Origin of the sequence: Azohydromonas caseinilytica (assembly GCF_012927045.1) — a bacterium.
Lineage (GTDB): Bacteria > Pseudomonadota > Gammaproteobacteria > Burkholderiales > Burkholderiaceae_C > Azohydromonas > Azohydromonas caseinilytica.
Map to the genome: position 1 here is coordinate 22,162 of NZ_JABBFW010000013.1, position 16,963 is coordinate 39,124.

Below are 16,963 nucleotides of genomic sequence, written 5' to 3' on the forward strand. Positions count from 1 at the left end.
GCGCCATGGCCAATACCGGTTTCGTGGTCAACACGCACCGCATCGATCCCTACAAGAACTTCAAGTTCAGGGTGCTGTGGGACGGCAAGCCCGTGCTGGGCGTGAGCAAGTGCGGCGCGCTCAAGCGCACCACCGAGGTCGTCAAGCACCGCAGCGGCGGCGACAACAGCCACGACCACAAGTCGCCCGGGCGCACCAGCTTCGAGGCGCTGAGCATGGAGCGCGGCGTCACGCACGACCTGGAGTTCGAGCGCTGGGCCAACCAGGTGCACAGCTACCAGGGCGACCCGGCCATGGACCTGGTGAACTACAAGAAGGACCTGACGCTGGAGGTGATGAACGAGCGCGGCCAGGTGGCGCTGCGCTACTTCCTGTTCCGCTGCTGGGTCAGCGAGTTCACGGCGCTGCCCGACCTCGACGCCAACGCCAACGCGGTGGCCATCGAGAGCCTGAAGATCGAGCTGGAGGGCTGGGCGCGCGACGCCGACACCGCCGAGCCCTCGGAGAGCGCCTGATGCGCTGCGTCGCCTTCGGCAGCGACCCCGCGCACCTGGCGGCGCGGCTGGACCCGCGGCAGCCCGCCCTGGCGGTGGACGCGCTGCTGCGCGCCTGCGTGCCGGAGCAGGGCGGCGAGGCGCCGCGCTGGAGCCTGGCGCGGCGGCTGGACGCGCTGTTGGCGGTGCGCCTGGCCGAGGCGCCGGCCACCGAGGCCGTGCCCTTGCGCTGCCCGCAGTGCGGTGCCGGCTTCGAGGCCGAGATCGACCTGGCGGCCTGCCGCCGCGCGCCGGGGGGCGATACGGCGGTGGAGTTCGAGGCGCGGGGACGGCGACTGCGTGCGCGGCTGCCCACCGGCGCCGACCATGCGCGCTGGCAGCGCGAGGGCACGCCGCTGCGGGCTGCGGCGGCCGAGCTGCTCGAAGACGGCGCGCCGGACGCGGTGGACGAGGCCAGCGTGCAGGCGCTCAACGAGGCGCTGGCAGCGCAGGACCCGCTGCGCGAGCTGGTGCTGTCGCTGGAGTGCCCCGACTGCGGCGCCACGGCGCAACACACGCTGGACCTGGAGGCGCACCTGATCGCCGCCTTCGCGCGCGCGCAGCGGCAGCTGCTGGCCGAGATCGCCACCCTGGCGCGCAGCTTCCACTGGAGCGAGCGCGACATCGCCGCGCTGCCGGCGTGGCGGCGCGCCTTCTACCTCGGCTGCATCGACGACGGGGCCTGAGATGGGCAGCCGCTACCTGCAGCGCCTGATCCGGCCGCCCGCGGCGGCCGCGGTGCCGCCGGTCCAGGCTCCGGCCGGGATCGAACAGCTCGCCGAGGTCGAAGCACCGGTCGCCGTCGGCACCCCGCCGGCGCTGGAGCGCGCGCTGCCGGCCGCGCTGCCAGTCCCCACGCTGGCCCAGGCGCTGGCGTGGGTGAGCGGGCCGGGGCTGGGAGCGGAAGCGCCGGGCGAGGCCACGGTCGCGCCGCCGGCAGGGCTGCTGCAACCGATGGGCTCGCCATCGCCGATGCCGTCGGCGGACTGGCCGGCGCCGCTGGCGCGGGCCGCCACAGCGGCCGGGCCCGGTACCGTGCCGGCTGATGTTCCCCGCCGTGCGCCGTCGGCAGGAGCCCGGGCCTCCAGCCCCGCACCACGCCGGCTCGCGCCCCGGCCTGAGGGCGCGGCACCGGACGCCGCCGAGGCGCCGCAGGCGCGGACGCTGGCGGACCTGGCCGCGCAGTTGCCACGGCTCCTGCCGGCCCGGTCCATGGCCGAGGGCACCGCCCCACCGGCGGCCGTTCCCCGCGACGCGGCGGCGGGGCCTGCCCCTGCCGCCCTGCCGCCGGCGCAGGTCGCCGTGCACATTGGCCGCGTCGCCCTCACCCTGCAGATGCCGCCCGCGCCGCCCCCGCCCGCCATGGCGCCCGCGCCAGCGGCGGCCGCAGTGGAGCCAGCGCCGGCACGCCGGCCGCTGGAAGGCTTGCGCTTCAGCGCGGCGCGCCACCACCTGCGCTGGAGCTGAGCCGTGGCCAGCCCGAGCAGCGAGGCGATCGGCGTGCTGGGCGAGCTGCTGGCCCGGCGGCTGTCCACGGCGCTCAACAGCCTGCCCGTCGTCATCGGCCGGCCCGAGGCCTCGGCCAGCGGGCAGGGGCGCCGGCTCAACCTGTTCCTGTACCGGGTGACGATCGATGCCCATCTGCGCAACGTTCCGCTGGATGCCGGGCAGGTGCCGCCGCTGTGGGTGGTGCTGCATTACCTGCTCACCGCCTTCGACGACGCGCGCGACAGCGACTCCACGCTCGCGCACCGGCTGCTCGGCCAGGGCATGGCGGTGCTGCACGAGCTGAATTTCGTGCGGCCCTCCGGCACCGACCTGGCGCTGCTGGACAACCCCGAGCCCCTGAAGCTCAGCTTCGACGACGCCGACGTGGACCTGCTGTCCAAGCTGATGCAGGGCAGCGAGGAGAGCTACCGCGTGTCGGCCGCGCTGCAGGTGCGGCCGCTGCTGCTGAAACTGGAGCAGCCGCCCGCCTGGGCGCCGCTGGTGCGCAGCATCGGCCCGGTCGTGCCCCAACCCGCGGGGCCGCCGGCGCCCGCGGGCATCAGCGTGCTGCCCAGCCTCGGCGCGGTGCTGGGCTCGCTGCAGCCGGCGCGTTTCGTGGCCGGGACCCGCGTCACGCTGCGCGGCACCGACCTGGCCGGCTACACCGAGGTGCAGCTGGGGACGACGGTGCTGCCGCTGGCGCCGGGCGCGCCGGGCACGGCCACCTTCACCGTGCCGGCGGCCTCGCCCATGGCGGCCGGGGCCTATCCCTTGTTCATCGCCCGGGTGCTGCCCAGCGGACGCCGCATCACCAGCAACGCGCTGTTGGTGGAGCTGCTGCCGGTGCTCGGCTCGGTGGCGCTGGACGGCGCGCTGTCCACGCCGGCGCCGCCCGCGCCGCCCGGGCGGCGCTTCGGCCGTTTCGTGGTCAACGGCAGCCAGCTCGGCGGCGACGACGCCTCGGTGTTTGCCAGCCTGTTCCGCAACGGCGAGGCGCACGGCCTGTTCGAGCCCGACGCCGGCGGCACCGGCACGCAGCGGCGCTTCAGCGTGCCCGCGGCGCAGGCGCTGCCCACGGGCCGCTACCGGGTGCTGCTGCGCGTCAACGGGCAGCAGGCCATCGAGGCGCCCGAACTGGACTGGAGCTGAGCATGAACGCGCCGCAGCCGCATGCGCTGTTCCACCCGGCCCTGGCGCCGGCCGACCCCGGCGTGCGCCACTGGCTGGCGCAGGTGACGCTGCGGCTGCGCCGCGAGACCGCCTGGTGCCGCCACCGGCGCGGCGGGGGCGCCGCGCTGCCGCCGTTCGGCGATGCCGCGCAGGACAGCCTGGACCTGCTGCGCCTGCGTGCCGAGCAGCAGCGCTTCTTCGCCGAGGACGTGACGGCGCGCTGGCTGAGCCAGCAGCTGCAGGCGCCACACGGCGATGCTGCCGCGGGCTGCTGGCACCGGGTGGCGCAGGCGCTGGCGCTGGACGATGCGGCGCAGTTCGTGCTGGCGTGCGCGCTGGCCGCGCGCGCCGACGCGGCGCTGGGCGCCGTGGCGGCGGCGGCGCTGGACGACGCGGCGCGTCCCTATCCCACGTTGGGCCTGGCGCAGCGGCTGTGGGACGACCCGCTGGCCGTGGTGGCCTGCGCCGACCCCACGCATGCGCTCTACCGCTTCGGGCTGCTGGAGCCGCCGGCCGACGCCGAGGCGCCGCTGTCGATGCCCGCGCCGGTGGCGCGGGTGCTGCTGGCCGACCCGGCGCGGCCGGCCTGGCCCGGCGCGCTGACGCCGCTGCAGGGCGACGGCGCCGCGCTGCCGCCCGCCGCGCGCGCGCTGGCGCGCTGGCTGCGGGCCACGCTGCCGACCGGGCTGCAGCTGGTGCCGCTGCGCCGGTGCGCGGGCGCCGACCTGGCGGCCTGGGCCGCGCGCCTGGCGGCGGCCGTGCCGGCGCCGCTGGCGCGCCTGGGCGAGGACATCACCGCCGCGCACCCGGCCCTGCCGGGGCTGGCCTGCGCGGCCTGGCTGCAGGGGGCCGACCTGCTGCTGCCCGGGCACTGGGACCATGGCGCCGGGCACGCGGAGGGCTGTGGCGCTGCACCTGCCTGGGCGGCGCGGCTGGCGGCGCTGCCGCTGCGCTGCTTCGTGCCCATGGAGGAGCCGGCCGCCGCACGCCGCTGGGGCGTGCCGGTGGCGCCGGCCTTCGACCCGCCCGCGCCGACGCTGGACGAGCGCTGGCGGCGCCTGCGGGCCGCGGCCGAGGCTGGCGGCGCGCCCGGCGCGGTGGCGCGCGCGGCCGAGGCGGCACGGCGCTTCAGGTTGCAGGAGCAACCGCTGGCGCGGTTGGAGGCGCTGCTGCGCGGGGGTGGGCCGGAGGCGGCGCAGGCGCTGTTCGAGGCCGCGCAGGCCGAATCGGCGCTGGACCTGGAGCAGCTGGCGCAGCCCGTGGTGCCGCGCTTCACGCTGGCGGAGCTGGTGCTGCCGCCGCGCCCGCGCCGGCTGCTCGATGCCATTGCCACCGGCATGCGCACGCTCGGCCGCGTGCATCACGACTGGGGCTGCGCGCGCGCCTGGAACGAGGCCGGGCTGGCGGTGATGTTCTGCGGCCCGCCGGGCACGGGCAAGACCATGGCGGCCGAGGCGCTGGCGGCGGCGCTGGCGCTGCCCATGTTCCGCATCGACCTGTCGCAGGTGGTCAGCAAGTACATCGGCGAGACGGAGAAGAACCTGCGCCGCGTCTTCGACGCCGCCGAGGCCGCGGACTGCCTGCTCTTCTTCGACGAGGCCGATGCGCTGTTCGGGCGGCGCACCGAGGTCAAGGACGCGCACGACCGCTTCGCCAACATCGAGATCAGCTACCTGCTCGAACGCATGGAGCGCTTCAAGGGCCTGGCGGTGCTGGCCACCAACCGTCGCCGCGACCTGGACGACGCCTTCGCGCGGCGGCTGCGCTACATCGTGGAATTCCCGGTGCCCGGCGCGGCCGAGCGCGCGCGGCTGTGGCGCCAGGTGTTCCCGGCGGCGGTGGACGTGGGCGGCATCGACTTCGGCTTCCTGGCCGAGCGCTTCGAGATCGCCGGCGGCACGATCCGCTCGGCCGCCTTCAATGCCTGCCTGCAGGCCGCCGCGCGCGAGGACGAGGCGCGCGTGGACATGGCCGACGTGCTGCGGGCCGTCAGGCACGAGCTGGAAAAGGGCGGGCGCGAGATCGGCCCGGAGCAGTTCGGCGCCTATGCGCGGCTGCTGGAGGAGGCGCCATGAGCCGCGCGCTGCACATCGATGCGCTGTCGGTGGTGCTGGACGGCTGGCCGCTGGACGAGTCGGTGCTGGCGGCGCGGCTGGAGGCGGCGCTGGCCGGGGCGCTGGGCGCACCGGAGCGCGCGCTGGAGGACGGGACGGCGCCGTCCGGCGCCATGCCTGCGGCCGACGCCGCGGCCCTGGCCGCACCGCTGGCGGCCGCGCTGGCCGCGGCCTTGCGCAGGGAGCTGCCATGGCCCTGATCCCGATGCGCGGCGCGCTGATCGAGTACGGCGGCCAGTTCCTGGGGCCGATCCCCAACATCGTGCTGTTCCAGTTCAACCCCGAGACCATCAGCCGCACCATCCGCATCCCGCAGCCGCCCGGCGCCGAGCAGAGCGTGGCGCTGCGGCCGCGGCGCGAGATCGCGGCCACCGAGGCGCCGCCGGTGGAGGAGTTCAGCCTCACGGCCCACTTCTCGGCCCATGACGACCTGGGCGCCGGCGGCGCGGTGGGCGCGGTGCCGCGGCTCTTCGGCGTGGGGCCGCAGCTCGCGGCGCTGGAGAAGATGGTCTATCCGCCGGCCACGCCGGGAGGCTTGCTGGGCGCGGCCATCGACGCCATCGGCGACGTCCTGGGGGGCGGCGGCAGCGCGGCCACGCAGCCGGTGCCGCGCGTGTCGCTGCCGCGGCTGCTGTTCATCTGGGGTCCCTCGCGCGTGCTGCCGGTGCGCATCCGCAGCCTGACCATCGCCGAGAAGCAGTACGACATGCTGCTCAATCCCATCGAGGCCGAGGTGCAGATCGGCCTGACGGTGGCGCCCGATCCGCCCGCCAAGACCGACCCCGTGGGCCACGGCGCCTTCACGTACTCGCAGATGGTCAAGGACACGCAGGCGACGCTGAACCTGGCCAAGGTCGTCGAGTTCGCCGTGGACCTGATCCCCTTCTAGCCCGGAGTCAGCACCATGTTCACCAGAAGCTCCCGCTACGCCGGCCTGCCCACCGCCGCCGTGCCCGACCCGCATGGCCCGGGCGAGGTGGCGGTGGTGCGCTTGCGCGCGCTGCCCGACACGGCGGGCGAGCCGCTGCAGGTGCAGGCCCACGACCGGCTCGATGCGCTGGCCGAGGCGCGGCTGGGCGAGGCCACGCGCTACTGGCGCATCGCCGACGCCAACACCGAGATCGAGGCCGCCGCGCTGACGCGCCGCGCCGGCCGGGTCATCCGCATGCCCGGGGACTGAGCGCCATGCCCACCGCCCGCTACCGCGTCTTCGTCGACGACGCCCCCCTGGGCCAGGCCCAGCTCGACCTGGTGCGCGCCGTCCGCGTGGAGCAGGCCATCGGGCTGGCCGCGGCGGCAGAGCTGGAGCTGGTGCTGGGCACCGATGACCAGGGGGCGTGGCAGGGCTTCGACGACGCGCCGGCGCAGCCCTTCGCGCGCGTGCGCGTGGAGCTCAGCCCGGCCGAGGAGGCGCCCTTCGTGCCGCTGATCGACGGCCCGGTGGTGGGCCAGCGCTTCGAGCTGGAGGCCGCGCCGGACGCCAGCCGCCTCATCGCCGTGGTGCACGACGACAGCGTGCTGCTGGACCGCGAGGAGAAGGTGGTGGTCTTCAAGGACGAGCCGCTGGCGCGGCTGGTGCGCGGCCTGATCGAGGAGGGCGGGCTCACGGCGCGGGTGTCGGCCTCGCTGCCCGATGCGGCCTCGGCGCTGGAGCGCTGGATCGTGCAGCGCGGCACCAACATGCAGCTGCTGCGCACGCTGGCGCGGCGCCTGGGCATGTTCGCCTGGGTCGAGCCGGGGGAGTCGCCCGGGCGCTCGGTGGGCGTGTTCGAAGCGCTGGCGGCACAAGACGAGGGGCTGCCCGACCTGGTGCTGCTGGGCCAGGCGCGCAACCTGGGGCGCTTCAGCGCCAGCTTCGACGCGCTGCGCCCGCAGGCGCCGCGCGCCGCGGCGGTGCAGCTCGTGGACAAGCGCCAGCTCTCGGCCCGGGCCGACCAGGCCGGGGACCCGGCGCTGGGCGAGGAGGCGGCGCACGGCCTGGTCGAGCCCGCCGCCACGCTGCTGGCCCACACCCGCGAGGAGCAGGGCGACGTGGACGCCGCCACCGCCGCCGGGGCCAACCTCTCGGCCTGGGCCTACCGCGCCGAGGGCGAGGTGGACAGCGACCTCTATCCCGCCGTGCTGCGGCCGCACCGGCGGCTGCGCGTGACGGGCGTCGGGCCGCAGCTCAGCGGCGACTACCTGGTGTCGCGCGTGCTGCACCACATCGATGACGCCGGCTACCGCCAGCGCTTCACGCTGGCGCGCAACGCGCGCTCGGCCGCGGGCGCGGGCGGCCTGGGCGGCCTGCTCTCGGGAGTGTTCTGAGATGAACGAGGACAGTCTGGAGCACCTGGTCGTGGAGTTGGCGGCGCAGGCGCGCAGCCGCTTCTGGGGCAAGTACCGCGGCATCGTGCAGGACGTGGACGACCCCGAGGGCCTGGCGCGGCTGCGCGCCTACGTGCCCGAGGTGCTGGACACCGAGGTCTCGCCCTGGGCGCTGCCGTGCGTGCCCTATGCCGGCCCGGACCAGGGGCTGCACGCGGTGCCGCCGGTGGGCGCGGGCGTGTGGATCGAGTTCGAGGCCGGTGACCCGGCGCGCCCGGTCTGGGTCGGCGCCTGGTGGAGCCGCGACGAGCCCCCGGCGAACGAGCAGGGCAGCGCGCCCAGGCCGCCGCACAAGACGCTCAAGAGCGCCAGCGGCCTGATGCTGGCGCTCGATGACGACGCCCACACCGCCACGCTGTCCGACGCCCGGGGCAACAACCTCGTGACGCTGCAGGTGGACCAGGGCCAGGTGAAGGTGGTGGCCGCCACCAAGGTGATCGTGGAGGCGCCGCAGATCGAGCTGGTGGAGAACGCCCAGCACCCGCTGGCCTTCGGCGACAACCTGCTGCAGTACCTCAACCAGCTGGTGCAGGTGTTCAGCACGCACACGCACGTGGGCGAGACGGTGCTGGGCATTCCCGTGACGCCCATGATTCCCTCGCAACCCTTCCCGCCGGCGACGCCCTCGCTGCTGTCGACGCGGGTCAAGACCGGCTGAAACCGTCGGGAGGACGCCATGGCCGACAAGCTCAGGACCGGCACCGTCAACGACCTGGAGGACAGCCTGGCCGGCGCCATCGAGGCCGCCATGCAGGCCGAGTGGCATGCGGCCAAGGGGCAGTTCCTGCCCGACGGGGCGGCCGGGCAGGATCGGCGCATCCTGTTCGTGGCCATCGCCAAGGGCGTGCTGGGCTACCTGGAGGCGCACCAGGCCGAGCTGCTGACCACGGTGGAGAAGGACACGCTGGAGGGGCACGCGCACCAGCTGAGCTTCGGCGTGGATCGGGGCGGCTCATGAGCGAGGGAGCACCCGTGGGCGGCCGCCACCTCGCGTTTCCGTTCCGCATCGGCGCCGACGGTCGCAGCGCGGCGCCGGCGGACCTGGCCGAGCACGTGCGCGGCGAGCTGGTGCAGCTGCTGCTGACCGCGCCGGGCGAGCGCCCGTTCCTGCCCGGCTTCGGGGCCGGCCTGAGGCGGCTGGTGTTCGAGCGCAACGACCCGGTGGCCGCGGGCCTGGCCAAGGCCACGCTCAGCCGCAACCTCTCGCGCTGGCTGGGGCACCGCGTCGTGGTCGAGGTGCTGGAGGTGGACGCCACCGAGGCCCTGCTCAGCGTGGACCTGCGCTACCGCATCGTCGCCACCGGCGAGGTGCGCGGCATGAGGCTGCAGGGTGGAGGGCGCTGAGATGGCGGCCGACGCGGTGCTGCATCCCGAGCGGCTGATCGCGCGGGCACGGGCCCTGGACGGGAAGCTGGCCAACGGGCTGCGCCTGGCCTACCTCACGCTCGACCCCGCCGACCCGCCGCGCTTCGCCTGGCTGGACGTGGAGTTCTTCACCGACCACCAGCTGTCGCCGCTGCCGCCCAGGGAGATCTTCGAGGTGCAGGGCGGGGTGCGCCGCGGCCGCGCCGCGGTGGCGGTGACGCAGGTGCTGCCCGATCCCGGCGGCAGCCTGACGGCGCTGCGGCTGAAGCTGGAGCCGGTGGGCGACTACTCGATCTACACCCTGTCCACGCGTCAGTGGCCGCCGGGCACGGCCGCCGACCCGCTGGCGGCGGTCATGGACCCGCTGTTCAACCGGCTGGCCTTCAAGTTCCGCCCGGGCTGCTTCAACGTCAATTGCGCGCCCGAGGCCTCACCGGCGCCGGCCGAGGACACGGCCCCGGCCATCGACTACCTGGCGCGCGACTACGACAGCTTCCGCCATGTGCTCATGGCCGCCATGGCGCAGCGCGTGCGCGGCTGGGCCCCCACCAGCGAGGCCGACCTGGACCAGGTGCTCATCGACCTCATCGCCGCGCGCGGCGACGAGCTGGCCGACGCGCACGACCGCGTGCTGGCCGAGCGCGCGCTGGGCACGGCGCGCAAGCGGGTGTCGCTGGCGCGGCATGCGCGGCTGGTGGACTACCACGTGCACCAGGGCAACCAGGCCACCACGCTGCTGGCGCTGGAGGTGGCGGCGCCGACGGAGTTGCCGCCCAACCCGGCCGACGACTGCTTCGCGGTGTGGAGCGGCAAGGACTGGAACGCGCCCGGGGCGGTGGTCTTCGCCACGCTGCGCGGCCCGGGGCGCTGGCGCCGCCTCGTCTTTCCCGGGCTCAACCGCCTCACGCTCTACACCTGGGACGACACGGTGAGCGCGCTGGAGCGCGGCGCCACCAGCGCCGACCTGTGCATCGACGGCGACACCTCCGAGGCCCAGGCCCGGCTGCTGCAGGACCTGCTGCGCAACGCCACCGCGGCCCAGACCGGCGCCCCCGAGGACGTGGACGCCGCCGTGGAGCGGCTGCTGATCGAGGAGCGGCTCAATCCCGAGACCGGCACGGCGAACGGCCGGCGCACGCAGCAGCGCCAGCCGCTCACGCTGCTGCCCGGCGAGGAGCGGGCCACGGCCATGGAGGACCCGGTGAGGGGACGCTGGTTCTGCCGCGTGCGCTGGCGTGCGGAGGACGCGCTGCGCGAGCGCTACTGCTTCGTGCTGGACTGCGACGACACGCTGGTGCGCGACGCCACGGTGTTCTGCGCCAACCTGATGGACGTGGCGCACGGGCGCCCGCGCGTCACGACCTTCGTGCCCGAAGGCCAGGCGCTCGAGGGCGACGGGGGCGACACCGGGCTGGTGGCACGCCATGGCGCGCACTGGAGCGCGCTGCGGCGCCCGCTCGGCGCGGGTTGGGTGGACGCCGGCGCCGAGGCCTGGTTGCCGCGCGACCCGAGCATCGAACCCCTGGCCTGGCATGACACGCCGCCCGGCGGCGAGGAGCCGCCGCGCTCGACGCTGGTGGTCGAGGTTTCGGGCTACGCGCAGCCCTGGAGCGAGCACATCGACCTCATCGAGAGCGACGGCAGCGGGGAGCATTTCGTCGTGGAGTGCGACGAGGCCCAGGACGCGCGCATCCGCTTCGGCGACGGCGTCAACGGCGCGCCGCTGCCGCCCGGGGCCAAGCTCGTGTGCCGCTACCAGAGCGGCCAGGGCGAGGCGGGCAACGTGGGTTGCGACACGCTGGTGTCGGCCAGCGTGCCGGTGCAGCGGGTGTGGAACCCCTTCGACGTGCGCAACGGGCGCGAGCCGGAGCCGCGCGAGTCCATCGTGCGCCGCGCCCCCGAGGCGTTCAGGCTGCGCCAGCGCCGCGCCGTGACCCTGGACGACTACGCCGCCGCGGCCCGGCGCATCGAGGGCGTGGCGCAGGCGCGGGCGCGCCATGCCTGGTGCGGCTCGTGGCGCGCGGTGCAGGTGGTGGTGGACCCGGTGGGCGGCGGCGAGCCCGGCGCGGACCTGGTGGCGCGGCTGGCGGCCGCGCTGGACGCGCTGCGGCTCATCGGCGACGACGTGGAGATCCGCGCCCCGGCCTACGTGCCGCTGGACATCCGGCTGGCGCTGTGCGCGCACCCGGGCTACTGGGTCGAGGACCTGCGCTTCGCGCTGGAGGCCGAGTTCAGCGACGGCCACACGCCCGACGGCCGCGCGGGCTTCTTCCATCCCGACGCCTGGAGCTTCGGCCAGCCGCTGCATGCCAGCCGGCTCATCGGCCGCGCGCTGGCGGTACCGGGCGTCGAGCGGGTGCTGCGCGTGTCGATGCGGCGCTTCAACCCCGGCGTGGGCGGCGGGCTGGTGACGGTGGAGCTGGCGCCGGACGAACTGCCCGAACAGCTCGACGAGGTGCTGCCCATCGGGCCGTTCGAAATCCTGGTGGTGGCCAACGACCCCGACCGGCTGGAGCGCGGGCGCATCGCGCTCGACATTCGCGGAGGACGGCGATGAGCTGCGAGCACGACTGCCCCGGCGCGCCGGAGTTTCCGCGCCGCATCCACAACCGGCCCGGGCTGGAGCGCATCGCCTACCGCATCGGCGATTACGACGCGATGTGCGCGCACATGCGGGCGCTCCTTGACGCCGCGCCCGAGCTGGCGGCCTGGACGCACCGCGGCGCCGACGACCCGGGCATCGCGCTGGTGGAGGCGGCGGCGGTGGTGGGCGACATCCTGGCGCTGTACCAGGAGGCCTATGCCAACGAGGCCTACCTGCGCACGGCGCGCTGGCGCGAGTCGGTGGCCGAGCTGGTGCGGGTGCTGGGCTACCGGCTGGCGCCGGGGCTGGGCGGGCGCGCGCGCTTCGCGCTGGCGGTGCGGGGCGAGCGGCCGGTGCGCATCCCGGCCGGCTTCGGCATCACGGCCAAGCTGCCCGGCGCCGACAAGCCGGCGGTGTTCGAGACCGGCGCGGATTTCGACGCGGTGCCGGCGCTGTCGAAGTTCCACCTCTACCGGCCGCGCCAGGTGCCGTCCATCGTCAACGGCATGGACACGTTCCAGGTCGAGGGCGCAATGGAGCTGGCCAAGGGCGACCGGCTGCTGGTGGGCACGGGCGAGGCGGGCGTGCTGCTGCACACGCAGGTCCTGGTGGTGGACGAGGTCTGGAGCGCCTTCGGCGTGCGGCATGTGAAGACGCGCGCGCCGCTGGCCTCGCTGCGGGGCGCGGGCCTGCGCGTGTCCGGCGGCGTTTTCAGCGAGGTGTCCCGCGCCGGCACCGCCGCGATCGGCCGTGCCGTCTCCAGCACCGCCGTCCATGCGTTTTCCGCGGCCGCCGCCGGTACCGGCTTCAGCGCCCTCTCCGGCACCCTGTCCGGTGCCGCTGCCGGCACCGTCCTGGGCAGCAGCGCGCTGCAGCCGGTCTTCGGCCTGGACGGCTTCGCGACGGGCTTCTTCGAGCGGGTGCTGGGCGCGGGGCTGGGCGTGGCGCTGATCGGCTCCTCGCCCTCGCTGCGGGCCTTCAAGCTGGCGGCCACGGCGCGGCACTTCGGCCACAACGCGCCCGCCCGGCAGGTGGTGGTGGATGCGCTGGGCCGCGTGTCCGAGGCGGAAGTGAGCTTCGCGCGCCGGCTCGACCGCACGCAGGGCGGGCCCGCCGTGCCGGCGCTGCGTCGCGAGCAGCTGCCCCTGGACGGCGAGGCGGCGGAGTTCATCGCCGGCGGCACGGTGCTGGTGGAGCTCAACCTGTCCACGGCGCAAGAGGGCGCGCCGGCACGCAAGCGGGTGCTGGAACGCGCCGTGGCGCAGGTGGATCGCCAGTCGCTGGCCTGGGGCGGCATGGCCGGCGCCAGCACCGTGCTGGAGTTCGACGACGATCTGGCGCTGGACGAGCCCGAGGGCCGGCTGTCCTGGGCCGACGTGCGCGGCATCACGGTGCACGCGGTGGCGGGCCAGGCGCTCACCCTGCGCGCGCCGGCACAGCCGGTGCCGACGCCGCGCGGGCGTGAGCTGGACTTTTTCGGCCGGCGCGAGGACGCGGCGGCGCTGGCGCGGCGCGCGCTGCTGCTGGCGCTGCCCGAGGGGCCGCTGGTGGCCGGCGTGCAGGCGGTCGATCTCTCGGGCGCCGCCGCGGGCGAGCGCTTCTTCCGCCTCGCGCTGGACCGCGAGGTGGCGCTGGCCCTGTTCGACCACGAGGCGCCGGGCGTGGACGTGTACGGCAACCTGGTGCCCGCCACCGAGGGCCGCACGGAGGCCGAGGCGGTGCTGGGCCACGGCGACGCGCGCGCGGCCTTCCAGACCTTCGCGCTGCCCAAGGCCCCGCTGACCTACCTGCTCGACACCGCGCTGGTGCCGCCGCAGCAGCCCGAGCTGCAGGTGTGGGTGGCGGGGGTGCGCTGGCAACGGGTGGACAGCTTCTTCGGGCGCGGCCCGCGCGAGGCCGTGTACGTCGTGCGCGAGGACGCCGAGGGCCGCTCCTTCGTGCAGTTCGGCGACGGCCGCACCGGTGCGCGGCTGCCCTCGGGGCTGGGCAACGTGGTGGCGCGCTGGCGCACCGGCCACGGCGCGCATGGCCTGGCCGTCGAGCCGCCCGGCGCCGCCCGGCGCGTGGCCGGCTTCGAGGCCGTGTGGATGCTGGAGCCCGCCACCGGCGGCGCCCCGCCCGAGAGCGCGGCGCGGGCGCGCGAGGCCGCGCCGGGGGCGATGCAGAGCCTGGGGCGCATCGTCAGCCTGGCCGATCTGGAGGCCGAGGCGTTGGCGCTGCCCGGCGTGCTCAAGGCCCGCGCGGCCTGGAGCCTGCCCGATGGCGCGCCGCGGGTGGCGCTGACGGTGCTGGTGGCCTCCCAGGACCCGGCCGAGGCCGCCGCCATCGACCTGGCGCTGCGCCGCGCCCTGGCCGCGCGCGGGCCCGCGCGCTGGCCGCTGCAGGTCCTCGTCGGCCAGCGCCGCGCGGTGCGGCTGTCGCTGGTGCTGGCCATCGATCCGGCGCGCCGTCCCGAGGACGTGAGCGAGGCCCTGCAGGCCGCGCTGGGCGTGGAAGACGACGAGCCCGCCGACGACGTGGATCTGGGCGAGCACGGCCTGCTGCACTGGCGCCGCCGCAACTTCGGCGACCCGCTGCACGGCTCGCAGGTGATCGCCGCCGCGCAGAACGTGCCGGGCGTGCGCTGGGTGCGGCTGGAGCGCATGGAGCTCGCGCCGGCCGGGGCCGGCGCCGGGCTGGCGCTGCGGCGGCCCCTGGGGGCGTCGCCGGCGGCCACGCCGCCGAGCCGCCGCACGCTGCAGGTGTCCGCGCAACAGATGCTCTCGCTGGCGCGGGCCGACCTGGCGCTGCGCTTCGAGGACGACGGGAGTGCGCCATGAGCCTCATCGCCACCCGGCCCACCCTCTACGAGCGGCTGCCCGAGCTCTACCGCGAGCGCGACCTCGCGCAGGTGCCGCCGAACCAGTTGCGCGCGCTGGTCGATGCCATCGATGCCGTGCTGCAGGCGCTGGCCGCGCGCGTGGGGGCGCAGTACGACGACCTCTTCATCGAGACCTGCGAGGACTGGGTCGTGCCGTACCTGGCGGACCTGGTGGGCAGCTCGCACCTGAGCGGCGATCCGCGGACGCTGCGTGCCGACGTGGCGCGCACGGTGCGCCACCGCCGCCGCAAGGGCACGCTGGGCGCGGTGGAGTCGCAGGTGTACGCGCTGTCGCAGTGGGCGGTGCACGCGGTGGAGCTGCGCGAGCGCCTGGCCTGGAACATGCCGCTGAACCACCTGCGGCCCGACGCTGGCGGCGCGCCGCCCTGGCGCACGCGGCCGCATGACGACCTGCGCACGCCGGTGCGCGGCGGCACGGCGGCGCTGCGCTCCCCGGCGTGGCTGTCCTTCCTCGGTGGGCCCTTCGACCGCTTCGCCCACACGGTGGACCTCAAGCCGCCCCTGCGGATGACGGAGCCGCCGGTGGGCCGCAACGCACCGAGCCTGCCGCACCTGGGCGTGTTCCTGTGGCGGCTGGCGGACTACCAGACGCCGGGGTCGCGGCCCGCGCCGCCGCGCGCGCCCTGGAACCAGATCGAGCCCGTGGCCGCCGCGCCGGGCAGTGCGGACATCGCCGACTTCGCCGTGCGCTTCGAGCTGCACCCGATGGCCGAGCCGATGCGGCTGTTCGACACCCATCGCTTCCACGCCGACGACGATCCGCCCGACCTGGCGCGTCCCGGCGCCGTGCCGGGGCCCATGCCCGCGGCGCGGCTCACCACCGGCGCGCCGGCGGCGCAGCCCGAGGCCCACGTGCGCGTCGAAACCTACGCCGGCACGCAGCCGCCCCAGCCGGCCGACGACGCCCCGGGTCTGGTGCTGCACCTGCCCGAAGTGCCCTTCGCCGGCGTGGAGTGGCCGCTTCGGCGCGGGGCCAACCTGTGCGCGTGGGAGCTGGGCCTGCGGCCGCCGCTGCGGCCCTTCGAGGTGGTGGTCGATCCGGTGCACGGGCGCGTGGTCTTCGGGGTCGGCGGCTCCACCCCGGCCGACTTCGCCGAGCCCCTGGCGCAGGGGCTGCGGGTCTCCGCGACCACCGGCTTCACGGGCACCAGGCAGCGCGGCGGTGGCGTGGGCGCACAGCCGCTGCCGCGTGCCTTCGAGCCCCTGCCCGCGGGCGCCACGCTGGTGCAGGTGGACGGCTCGACCGTGACGCTGGCCGATGCGCTGGCGAACCTGCCCGACCGCACGGGGCCGCTGGTGGTGGAGATCGTCAACAGCGACACCCACACGCTGGACCTCGCGGCCGTGGCCGGCGTGCTCGACCCCGCCGGTGCGCCGGCGCTGGGCCTGCCGCCACCGCCGGGGGACGGCGGCGGCCGGCCCTGGACGCTGACGCTGCGCGCCGCGGGCGGACAGCGTCCGGTGCTGCGCCTGGTGCAGCCGCTGCGCTGGCGCCCGACGGTGATCACGGGCGTGCCCCAGTCCGCCTTCAGCCAGTTCAACGTGCGGCTGCAGGGCTTGTACCTGACGCGAGCGCCGGGATTCGCGGCGGGTGCGGCGCTCATCGAGCAGGCCGTGCTCAACCGGCTGCAGATCGAGGAGTGCACGCTGGACCCCGGCGGCGCGCTGCTGCTGGACGGCAGCGCCGCGGGCGGGCGCGCCCCGCTGCACCCGGCGTTGCGGCTCACGGCCGACCGCGGACTGGAGGACACGGAGCAGGAGGCCTTCGGGCAGACGCCGGAGATCGTGCTGCGGCACTGCATCGCCGGGCGGCTGGCCATCGACCGCGCCTACCTGGTGGGGCTGGAGAACAGCATCGTGGACGGCGGCGCGGGCGTGCAGGAGACCGCGCCGGCGCTGGCCCTGGGCGCGGCCACGGGTGATGCCGAAACGCAGTGGGGCGCCCCGGTGGCCTTCGACGGGCTGACGGTCTTCGGGCGCGTGCGCACCGAGCGCGCGCGCGGCGAGGGCGCGGTGTTCGTGCACCGGCTGGAGGTGCACGACAACCAGGACAGCCACAGCGGCCCGCTGTTCGCGCAGCGCGGCCGGCGTGGGGAAGAGGACGTGCTGGCGCTGTTCGCCAGGCCGGGGAGCTGCATCAGGCACAGCTGGTTTCGCGGCGCGGGCGACCGGCTGCCGCAGCACTTCGCCTGCGTCTTCGGCAGCCAGGGCGCGCGGCTGCGCTTCAGCGACGAGCGCTTCGGCCAGCCCGGCTACGCCCAGCTCGCGCTGGACAGCGACAGGCGCATCCGCGAGGAAGGCCCGGACGCGGACGAGATGGGCGCCTTCGGCTTCCTGCGCAACACCCACCGCTGGAAGAACATCTCCATCCGGCTGCGCGAGTTCGCGCCGGTGGGGGTGCGGGTGCTGTTGATTCCGGTGACTTGAGCATGGGCGGCCGGCGCACCACGGGGAGGCGACG

15 protein-coding genes are annotated in these 16,963 nt (G+C 75.8%); all 15 read left to right on the forward strand.

Annotated features, from left to right (window positions below; genetic code table 11):
- Positions 1 to 5 precede the first annotated feature (5 nt).
- Genes HHL10_RS17715 through HHL10_RS17785 form a run of 15 tightly spaced genes read left to right on the forward strand, consistent with a single transcriptional unit; the run spans position 6 to position 16,929 of the window.
- Entirely contained in the window at positions 6 to 515 is a 510-nt protein-coding gene (locus HHL10_RS17715; protein WP_169161726.1) for a phage tail protein, read from the forward strand.
- The gene (locus tag HHL10_RS17720) at positions 515 to 1,219 is read left to right on the forward strand and encodes a hypothetical protein (protein ID WP_169161727.1); all 705 of its coding nucleotides are present in this window, start codon (positions 515 to 517) and stop codon (positions 1,217 to 1,219) included. The genes HHL10_RS17715 and HHL10_RS17720 overlap by 1 nt, the downstream gene beginning before the upstream one ends.
- A 1-nt stretch (position 1,220) precedes the next feature.
- The gene (locus HHL10_RS17725) at positions 1,221 to 2,000 is read left to right on the forward strand and encodes a hypothetical protein (protein WP_169161728.1); all 780 of its coding nucleotides are present in this window, start codon (positions 1,221 to 1,223) and stop codon (positions 1,998 to 2,000) included.
- 3 nt (positions 2,001 to 2,003) lie between these two features.
- Positions 2,004 to 3,170 carry a Pvc16 family protein gene (locus HHL10_RS17730; RefSeq protein ID WP_169161729.1) on the forward strand — a complete coding sequence of 389 codons (1,167 nt, stop codon included), beginning with the start codon at positions 2,004 to 2,006 and terminating at the stop codon, positions 3,168 to 3,170.
- 2 nt (positions 3,171 to 3,172) lie between these two features.
- Entirely contained in the window at positions 3,173 to 5,266 is a 2,094-nt protein-coding gene (locus HHL10_RS30610; protein ID WP_235971604.1) for an ATP-binding protein, read from the forward strand.
- Complete coding sequence (locus tag HHL10_RS17740; protein WP_169161730.1) at positions 5,263 to 5,505, forward strand: hypothetical protein; 243 nt, start codon at positions 5,263 to 5,265, stop codon at positions 5,503 to 5,505. Before HHL10_RS30610 ends, HHL10_RS17740 begins: the two co-directional genes overlap by 4 nt.
- Positions 5,496 to 6,194 (forward strand): hypothetical protein, encoded by a 699-nt coding sequence (locus tag HHL10_RS17745; RefSeq protein WP_169161731.1) that lies wholly within the window; start codon positions 5,496 to 5,498, stop codon positions 6,192 to 6,194. The genes HHL10_RS17740 and HHL10_RS17745 overlap by 10 nt, the downstream gene beginning before the upstream one ends.
- 15 nt (positions 6,195 to 6,209) lie before the next feature.
- Positions 6,210 to 6,485, forward strand: coding sequence for a LysM domain-containing protein (locus tag HHL10_RS17750; protein ID WP_169161732.1), 276 nt, complete (start codon positions 6,210 to 6,212; stop codon positions 6,483 to 6,485).
- Positions 6,486 to 6,490: 5 nt separating this feature from the next.
- Positions 6,491 to 7,612: a phage late control D family protein gene (locus tag HHL10_RS17755; protein ID WP_169161733.1), complete on the forward strand. Its 1,122-nt coding sequence runs from the start codon at positions 6,491 to 6,493 to the stop codon at positions 7,610 to 7,612.
- A gap of 1 nt (position 7,613) precedes the next feature.
- Positions 7,614 to 8,330, forward strand: coding sequence for a phage baseplate assembly protein V (locus tag HHL10_RS17760; protein ID WP_205833095.1), 717 nt, complete (start codon positions 7,614 to 7,616; stop codon positions 8,328 to 8,330).
- 18 nt (positions 8,331 to 8,348) lie between these two features.
- Positions 8,349 to 8,630: a hypothetical protein gene (locus HHL10_RS17765; protein WP_169161734.1), complete on the forward strand. Its 282-nt coding sequence runs from the start codon at positions 8,349 to 8,351 to the stop codon at positions 8,628 to 8,630.
- Positions 8,627 to 9,016, forward strand: a complete 390-nt coding sequence (locus HHL10_RS17770; protein WP_169161735.1) for a GPW/gp25 family protein — start codon at positions 8,627 to 8,629, stop codon at positions 9,014 to 9,016. The genes HHL10_RS17765 and HHL10_RS17770 overlap by 4 nt, the downstream gene beginning before the upstream one ends.
- 1 nt (position 9,017) lies before the next feature.
- Complete coding sequence (locus tag HHL10_RS17775) at positions 9,018 to 11,594, forward strand: putative baseplate assembly protein (RefSeq protein ID WP_169161736.1); 2,577 nt, start codon at positions 9,018 to 9,020, stop codon at positions 11,592 to 11,594.
- Positions 11,591 to 14,440: a baseplate J/gp47 family protein gene (locus HHL10_RS17780; protein WP_169161737.1), complete on the forward strand. Its 2,850-nt coding sequence runs from the start codon at positions 11,591 to 11,593 to the stop codon at positions 14,438 to 14,440. The genes HHL10_RS17775 and HHL10_RS17780 overlap by 4 nt, the downstream gene beginning before the upstream one ends.
- On the forward strand, positions 14,437 to 16,929 hold the full coding sequence (locus HHL10_RS17785) for a phage tail protein (protein ID WP_169161738.1): 2,493 nt from the start codon (positions 14,437 to 14,439) through the stop codon (positions 16,927 to 16,929). The genes HHL10_RS17780 and HHL10_RS17785 overlap by 4 nt, the downstream gene beginning before the upstream one ends.
- Positions 16,930 to 16,963 lie beyond the last annotated feature (34 nt).